The sequence below is a fragment of the Nostoc flagelliforme FACHB-838 genome (assembly GCF_014698065.1).
Classification (GTDB): domain Bacteria; phylum Cyanobacteriota; class Cyanobacteriia; order Cyanobacteriales; family Nostocaceae; genus Nostoc; species Nostoc flagelliforme_B.
This window is the reverse complement of record NZ_JACJSI010000305.1, coordinates 1-7134: the sequence shown is the minus strand read 5'-3', so window position 1 is coordinate 7134 and position 7134 is coordinate 1. Positions and strand designations below refer to the sequence as shown.

The 7134-nt window shown below is 40.2% G+C and carries 8 protein-coding genes and 1 pseudogene; 8 read left to right on the top strand and 1 reads right to left on the bottom strand.

From position 1 onward, the window contains the following. Nucleotides 1-200: 200 nt before the first annotated feature. Complete coding sequence (locus H6G97_RS41730; protein ID WP_190946448.1) at nt 201-998, top strand: hypothetical protein; 798 nt, start codon at nt 201-203, stop codon at nt 996-998. A 49-nt stretch (nt 999-1047) separates the two neighbouring features. Here H6G97_RS41730 and H6G97_RS41725 read toward each other — a convergent pair. Next, nucleotides 1048-2364 (bottom strand): annotated as a pseudogene (locus tag H6G97_RS41725) (IS701 family transposase). 143 nt (nt 2365-2507) lie between these two features. On the opposite strand from H6G97_RS41725, the gene H6G97_RS41720 reads away from it, so the two are divergent. The 7 genes from H6G97_RS41720 (at nt 2508) to H6G97_RS41695 (ending at nt 6819) form a co-directional block, all read left to right on the top strand. After that, the gene (locus H6G97_RS41720) at nt 2508-3395 is read left to right on the top strand and encodes a hypothetical protein (protein WP_190946447.1); all 888 of its coding nucleotides are present in this window, start codon (nt 2508-2510) and stop codon (nt 3393-3395) included. 125 nt (nt 3396-3520) lie between these two features. After that, a complete protein-coding gene (locus H6G97_RS53925; RefSeq protein WP_242055944.1) occupies nt 3521-3742 on the top strand; it encodes a hypothetical protein in 222 nt (73 codons plus the stop codon). 134 nt (nt 3743-3876) lie between these two features. Continuing rightward, the gene (locus tag H6G97_RS53920) at nt 3877-4089 is read left to right on the top strand and encodes a hypothetical protein (RefSeq protein WP_242055943.1); all 213 of its coding nucleotides are present in this window, start codon (nt 3877-3879) and stop codon (nt 4087-4089) included. Between the two features lie 218 nt (nt 4090-4307). Continuing rightward, on the top strand, nt 4308-4580 hold the full coding sequence (locus H6G97_RS41710; protein WP_190946446.1) for a hypothetical protein: 273 nt from the start codon (nt 4308-4310) through the stop codon (nt 4578-4580). Nucleotides 4581-4623: 43 nt separating this feature from the next. Beyond that, nucleotides 4624-5040, top strand: coding sequence for a hypothetical protein (locus H6G97_RS41705; RefSeq protein WP_190946445.1), 417 nt, complete (start codon nt 4624-4626; stop codon nt 5038-5040). Nucleotides 5041-5128: 88 nt separating this feature from the next. After that, entirely contained in the window at nt 5129-5350 is a 222-nt protein-coding gene (locus H6G97_RS41700; protein ID WP_242055942.1) for a hypothetical protein, read from the top strand. 395 nt (nt 5351-5745) lie between these two features. Beyond that, nucleotides 5746-6819, top strand: coding sequence for a hypothetical protein (locus tag H6G97_RS41695; RefSeq protein ID WP_190946444.1), 1074 nt, complete (start codon nt 5746-5748; stop codon nt 6817-6819). Nucleotides 6820-7134: the final 315 nt, after the last annotated feature.

Here is a 7134-nt window from a genome sequence, read left to right as displayed (position 1 = left end):
GCCTGATCAAGAGATATGCTGCTGTAGCAAGCTCCGGTCACTGGCTAGGAGCCATAAATATGAGGCTTCGCCAATTCTAAATTGAGAGTGTTGTGCTGAAAGCACAACAAACTAACCAATAAAAATAGGACGATCGCTGGTCGGACAAACTGTGCGATCGCCCCTATGCCCCCCACTTATTAAATAAGAGGCAATTTCTAATGATGACACAAAATTTAGCCCCTGCACCAACAAGAGATCCGCTAACCACACAGGATCGCCAAATCATTGCAACCATCGTAAATCAGTCGGACTACTCCAAAAACTGCAAGCCCGAAGATGTAGTGACTATCTGGATCAACAGTGATGATATCGTCTGGGTGAAAATGACCCACGGCTATGCTCGATACCACAAACAATCCTTCAAACGCGCTGTTGCAGAGGTAAAAGCGAGTCTTTCTGCTCCAGTAGAGTGCAATCACAAGAAAGATGAGGAATTGAAACAAGCTGCTGAGAAAATTGGCTTGTTAGGTGATTGTGACTGGCTATCGTTGAGCGTCCAATACCATTCTGATAAAGTAATCGGTCACGCTGGTTGTTATATCTCTCACAAGGCTCGAATATTAACCCCACCGGCTGAATGGGATTTTACACTGCCGAAGTGGAATATGCCTGCTGCCATCTGTCCAGACTGCGAAGGGCATGGGTGCGGTAACTGCGGGTATCGCGGTACTCGTGCAGAAGACTTGTGTACACCAGTAGACGACTATCGACTGACTTATGTAGGACGCACTGACCTTCAGACGGCTCACAATGTATATCTAGATGGTAAGTTCTTGGGAATTGTCTTCAAGGTCAGAAACGCTGATGAATTATGGGAAAACGACCCCAAGACTTACTATTGGCGCTGTGGGGATGGAGTACGGTATTGGAGCGTGAAAGAGGCTGTAGAGGGGCTGTCCAGGGCAACTGCTCCGATTGAACTGCCGCAAATTTGTCGGGAGTTGGTAGCGGCGTAAATAACGCTCTTTCATCACTCTGGTTAGATAAAAATAGTTTTCCTGAAATTTATCCAGAGTTGAATGTCATGTAACCCTGAAACTGATTCATGAGATTTTGTAGAGAAATAAATCCGCTTTTTAAAAGAGGAATATGAAAAACATCTAACCAAGGCTTGAGTAAATTAAAAAATACATACGGTTGAATAATCAAGTACAAATTATTTAAAGTAGACTTCCATCCCAGGGTAAAATTCCACCACTCATGTCGACTGTAATCATCAGGCTCTTTCTGGGATAATGGTGGAATATTTTTATTTTCTGTTTGAGCTTTATTGGCTAGTTCCCTTTCAATCGCGTGCCAGCTTACCATTAAATATACGCAACATACAACTTCCCACCATCTTTGAATCTGATAATAATTAGTGAACCGGAAGTCAGCCCATCCTAATTCATTCTTAGCTTGTTTCAAGCCATATTCAATCCAATTACGGAATCCATAAGTGTTACCAACTTTCTGTCTAATTTCTCCTGGTAAATTGGTCATTAAATACCAAGTTGTATTTTTTCGCTCTTTCAATATATCTTTCGTTGTTTTCCAGTATCTTAGCTCTTCTTCACCTGGACAGATAATCTCTTGGATATAATAAATTTGTTCTTTGCCATTACCAAATATGCGGTCAAACGTATGCCAGACACTATTTTCTACCTTTGGTACTCCCGACCAGGCTTGATGATTACTACGCACTGCTAATATGTACTTTAACTCATACTCGTCCAAAACTTTGCGAAAAGTTTTACTTTCTCCATATAAGCAGTCTGCTAAAACTACCTCAAATTTAAATCCTAACTCTCTTAATTCCTGAATAATTTCTCCAGCTAATTCTGGTTTAGTTTTATATATATCTTCTTCTCGTAAAGTTGCTTTCGGCTTGAATATTTTAAAAGTTAACGGAAAAACTATTGTCCCTAATACTCCATAAGCATTCACTGATACTAGACCATTTTCTACTTTACCCAAATTTCCTATGTATTGTCTCGATACGTAATCTGTACTGTGTCCTTTTTTCTTGTCTCCGGTTTCATCTATTACTAATATAAATGATTCTCCTTTCAACATTGATAATGTTATAGACAATCTCCTCTCCCTCAAGGCTTTAATCTTCCACGGGGATTAAGTTAAGAAATGATGTAGAGATTGTTCATTACTTAATCCTACAACTTTAGCTATTCCTGGTAAGGACTTTCTCTTGATTTGAGATATCATTCCTATATGAAGATATTTAAAACTTTCAAAACTTCTTACTTCTGGAAAGATGTCTTTATATACCGCACAGTAATCATCCACAAAATGGACAGTTCTGGCTGCTTTTCTGGGCGCTATCATCGATCAACTCTAGAACTCAGCTATTTGTTTCTTATTATACTTTCCCCAGAGTGATGAAAGAGCGATAAAAAGGTGGGTTTCTATACCCACCACCAAGGTTTTCTCAACCCTTGTAAAATAAAACACAGTTCGCCAGGGAGAAAATGACCCAACAACCTCACCAACCTCACGACAAATTTGCCAAGGAATTTTTAGAAGAGCTACTGGCTCCTTTAGGTGAAGTAAAAATTAACAGAGAAGTAACGGATGTAACTAGATTTGTAGATGTATTATTTTTACCTTACCCGCAAGCCCAAGCAGAAAATCTAGGATTGCTGGGAAGAATTGCTCTACTCAATACAACGCTATTGGAACCATTTCGGAATCAGCCCAGCAGGACGGAAGTACGTAACTGTTTCATGAAGCTGTTTACTGTGATTGCGGATTCTCAACGCAAAGCCAAAAGAGAAGAAACTACCATTAGCGAGGATGATTTAGCTCGTTTGTGGATTATATCGCCTAGCGCTTCAGCCTCTCTGTTAGCAGATTTAGAGGTTAAGCTAGACTTAGAAAAGTGGATGACTGGAGTTTACTTTTTCCAAAAATGTTTTAGAGGCGCGATCCTAGTAATTAACGAGTTACCTGTCACCGAAGAAACTTTATGGTTTAGGCTTTTGGGACGAGGGACAGTACAACAGCAAGCAGTAAGTGAATTGGTTGCCCTTCCACCAGAGAATCTTCTCCGCCGTAATGTTCTTGAAATGGTTTACAGGTGGCGTATAAGCGTGATGACACAAACAGATTTAACCGAAGATGATCAGGAGTTAATCATGAACTTAACAGAAGCTTATCAAGAAGCAAGAGCGCAAGCGGTACAAGAAGGGCAACGCCAAGTTGTAGAAAATTTGTTGAGATTCCGGTTTGGTTCTGTTGATGAAGAGTTGTCAAGAGTCGTTGATAGTTTGTTGCAGCTAACACCAGAAGAATTTACTCCCCTGTGTCTTCAGCTATCTCGTGAAGAGTTGTTAACAAGGTTTGTTTCACACGGATAGCTCAATTGTAAAAATAGCAAACGCTATTAGCGCTTTTGTATCAGCAAGAGCGCTATTTTATTGTCGATTTTACCCTTCATAGATTATAACCAAAGGCTACGCCAAAGCAGTATGAAAATACTTTATTGTTTAAACAAATGAATCCTCAAGAAACATCAGATTTACTAGCATACTTGATGCGTCAAGAAGAATTGCTTAAGCAGTTGGTCGCTTCACTTAATAAACCGAAACTGGGATTACACAGTGATGCAGGCAGTTCTAAAATCTACTGCAATCGTCAGCATGGGTCATTGTGGTATACCTTATCTAACAATGAGCCAAAATCCCAATCCCTCAAGCTGCCTTAACGGGATATCTGCGAGAATTAAAATTTGAGAAGTGTGAACGCCGAGGTAAGGAAGTCTATAAACTGTTAGCCACAGTCCACCCTGACCGAACATACATCCTTGAATCGGGGCATGATACTCAATTTGCTTATTGTTTGTTAGCTGCTGTAGCCAGCTTAACTCCACAACAACTTTATTCTCATGTTACCCTACAACCACAACCAGGGAATGACGACAGTGTATTGTTTTGTCGGCTGTGGGTAGGCTCTGAATTGGTTATGGCATCTTACAACGAGGAGACGAACTGGCGCGAGATCAGCAAGCAGGCTTTAGCTGTAACAAAAGCTGCGAATGAAATGGTGTTTTAGTTCAAAGGTAGAGATGAGAAAAGGCAGGTAATCAATAACCCTGCCTGGCTTACCAAATAAATTATTGCAGCTTAAGTGACAAGCTTATTTCAAGTTATGTCCTAAGTATGATTAACCAGTTAGTTGTAAACAGGTCTTGTACCTAGCAATACCATCAGTCGCTCAAGCTTTGTCTACAGCTTGCTGTGCTGTATATTCACTAACACCAATAACAAGGAATGACAACAACAATCGTTCACCCTAGTATGGAAAACTTACAGCAGTTTTCTGACTCGTTCGACATTGAGAAACTATTGCAATCTAAGGGAATTCTGCCGTGGCTTTTAGCAAATGGCTGGAACTATGACAATGAATCTTGTTTGATTGCAAACATTATTGATGAGTCTACAAGTCTGGATGAAGTTTGGGACTCTAAAGAGTTTGATTTTAATGCTCTGTCAGATGAATCAAAGGAGAAATTAAATCAAATTTTTGAGCATTTCTATCTGTAATATTTGTCACTCTCAATCAATAATTAACGTAAAGGTAACGAATATGCAACCAACAATCACACTCCCACGCGGCTACGGGATTCCAAAGTTTTATGTTGGGCAACGTACTCAACAAGGCAAAGTCATAGGTATTGAAGTATTGCCCCACGATAGCGTAGTGGCTGAGAATTGCGGTAGTGGCTATCGCTACCTTGTGATGGTTTCTCGCCATACCGAAGAGATTAAATATTTGGAATCAGATCAGATTACGCCGCTTTCACCCTCGGAGGTTGAAACTGAGATTCTAGAAGAAGTCGATTACTATTTGACTCAACTTGTATTACTGCAATCAGAACTGAAAGCTGACCTCAAGATTCAAACTCCATTCGGTCAAGTTAACCCACCGATTTTAACAACTAAATGTACAGATGGTAGGGGTTCTAGATTGTCTAAACCGAGTAAACAAAAAGTTGCAGCTTAACGAAAGAAGAATCAGATTATCTGTGAAAAACTCTACAGTCAGACTAATTAAATTTGACTGTAGAGAAAAATCGATTCCACAAGAAATTATGACACACTTCACTGCTAATAAGATGGAATTAAATTTGATTAAGGTTTACGACTCAACACTGTTAAGCTCATCGAAAGTTTACCAAATTAACGGTACACTTTCTCGATATTTGGGTGACGAGGGTAGTATACAACATCCACAGTATGTATTTTTACCTCTGCCAAATCAAAGAAAAAAAGCCAGCTTTCGACTAAACCGAAACAAACTCATGACAAAATAATTCGTAATTCGTAATTCGTAATTATGAGCAAAATTAATAATTAGTTCATTCAAGTCTCAAGACTCTAAGTTCAGTTATGAAAGATAAAGAAATGCTCTTGCTCCATATTCCAAAACCCTGAATTTATTCACGCGGTATTAACTACGAATTACGAATTACGAATTACGAATTGGAGCAGGGCATGGTTTATGAAAAACCTGTGGTACAGGATAATTCGCAGCAACTTCAGCTATTTTGAGCCATGTCAACACATAAGCCACCAGTGATTAAAAGACCTGTTCGACTACAAAATAGCTCTACGAAAGTAATCTATAGGGCTACTAAAGACATTCAAATAGTCACAAAGAAAGCTTCGCTTAATTGAAATTGAAAAATAATGATTGAGGTCAATAATCATGGTACAAGCAATCGACAACCCTATTGCTGCGAATTTCCTGACTGATGCAGTAGTCGAGCGCCACAATTTCTCACAGTTAAATAAAACTCGCATTCGCTTTCGTATTCATCTGAAGAAAAGTACAAAGTCTGCCGCACCAAAATGGGCAGATGTGCTAAAAGCTGAGGTTTATGAAATCGAATCAGACCTCGTGAAAGTTACCAATTCCGAAGTTGGTTTGCGGGGTATTAAGGTATTCAAAAAGCTTGATGAAGCTGCTGCCCAACTGAGGCAAGAAATTGCTTCGGTTCAAGAATGGATGTCTGCGGATACTGGCGATTGGGTCTGTCCGATTGATTTAGCTCCACTCGTTTGGAATCAGTTAATCAATATTAGGGATAATATCGCCCCTGGTTTACGCAATCAATTAAAAGCTGATTACGAAGCGGGACTTCTTGATTATCAGGAACGCATTGACCAGTTCCTCTCACTTAACACTTGGGAATTAGCACAGGATAAGCAAGAATCAGTCAAAGCTAACTTGTTAAGAGCATTTCCAACTCTCACCGACCTTGAAGACTATTTGCAGGTCGTTATTGGTCGTCCGGTGATTATCCCGGCATTGTCCGAACAACTGAACCAGCAGCAAGCCGAATGTCTTGATCAGATTACCAAGTTCATCCAACAGTATGACCAAAATCTAGAGCAAAGGCTACGAAAATCAGCGATCGCTGGTGGTGAACAACTCGCCGCACAGTTGCTTGAAGAGTTGGCTGATTGGGAACCAGGGAGGAAACCCATACAGTTTAAAAGAAAAATGGAGCGTCATCTGATGAAGGTTCAAGTGCTACTGGCAAACGCTTCACCGGAGGCAGGCAGTAGCTTGGAGGCGATGATGACGCACTTGGATTCTATCGTTAATGATCCAGCGATTGAGTCAAAGAATATTGGTAGTGAGGGGCGTAGTCAATTGCAACAAAAGATAGATTCTATCCGCATCAAGTTGTTAGATGAACAACGCAATCTACAATCACTTGCGACTGACGATGTGGGCTTATCGAAAGCTACCGTAATGTCGTTCAAGTTCAGGTAAAAAATAGTCTTGGGCGAGTGTGAATTCGCTCAAGACTAACTAATGAATTGGAAATATGGTGTTCACCTCTGGGGTGTTCACCTCAAAAAGGATATCTCACTTTTACTATTTCTCAAACTAATTTGAAAGCCTTGGAGCTAAAAATGTCGCATTTCTCAACCGTTAAAACCAAGCTCACCAACCGCGAATGTCTGGTACAAGCCCATCGGTGATAGGTTAAGATAAAGCACATTTTGTCAATCAGTTAAAATACTCAAAATAAGTTAAATGAAAACGATAATCGTGCAGGTGGGAGGGGAAGGAGGCGAGCGTCGC

Excerpts from the sequence above, each read along its gene's own strand:
- H6G97_RS41730 (WP_190946448.1), top strand. The coding sequence starts at position 201 with ATGATGACACAAAATTTAGCCCCTGCACCAACAAGAGATCCGCTAACC.
- H6G97_RS41720 (WP_190946447.1), top strand. The coding sequence starts at position 2,508 with ATGACCCAACAACCTCACCAACCTCACGACAAATTTGCCAAGGAATTT.
- H6G97_RS41710 (WP_190946446.1), top strand. The coding sequence starts at position 4,308 with ATGACAACAACAATCGTTCACCCTAGTATGGAAAACTTACAGCAGTTT.
- H6G97_RS41705 (WP_190946445.1), top strand. The coding sequence starts at position 4,624 with ATGCAACCAACAATCACACTCCCACGCGGCTACGGGATTCCAAAGTTT.
- H6G97_RS41700 (WP_242055942.1), top strand. The coding sequence starts at position 5,129 with ATGACACACTTCACTGCTAATAAGATGGAATTAAATTTGATTAAGGTT.
- H6G97_RS41695 (WP_190946444.1), top strand. The coding sequence starts at position 5,746 with ATGGTACAAGCAATCGACAACCCTATTGCTGCGAATTTCCTGACTGAT.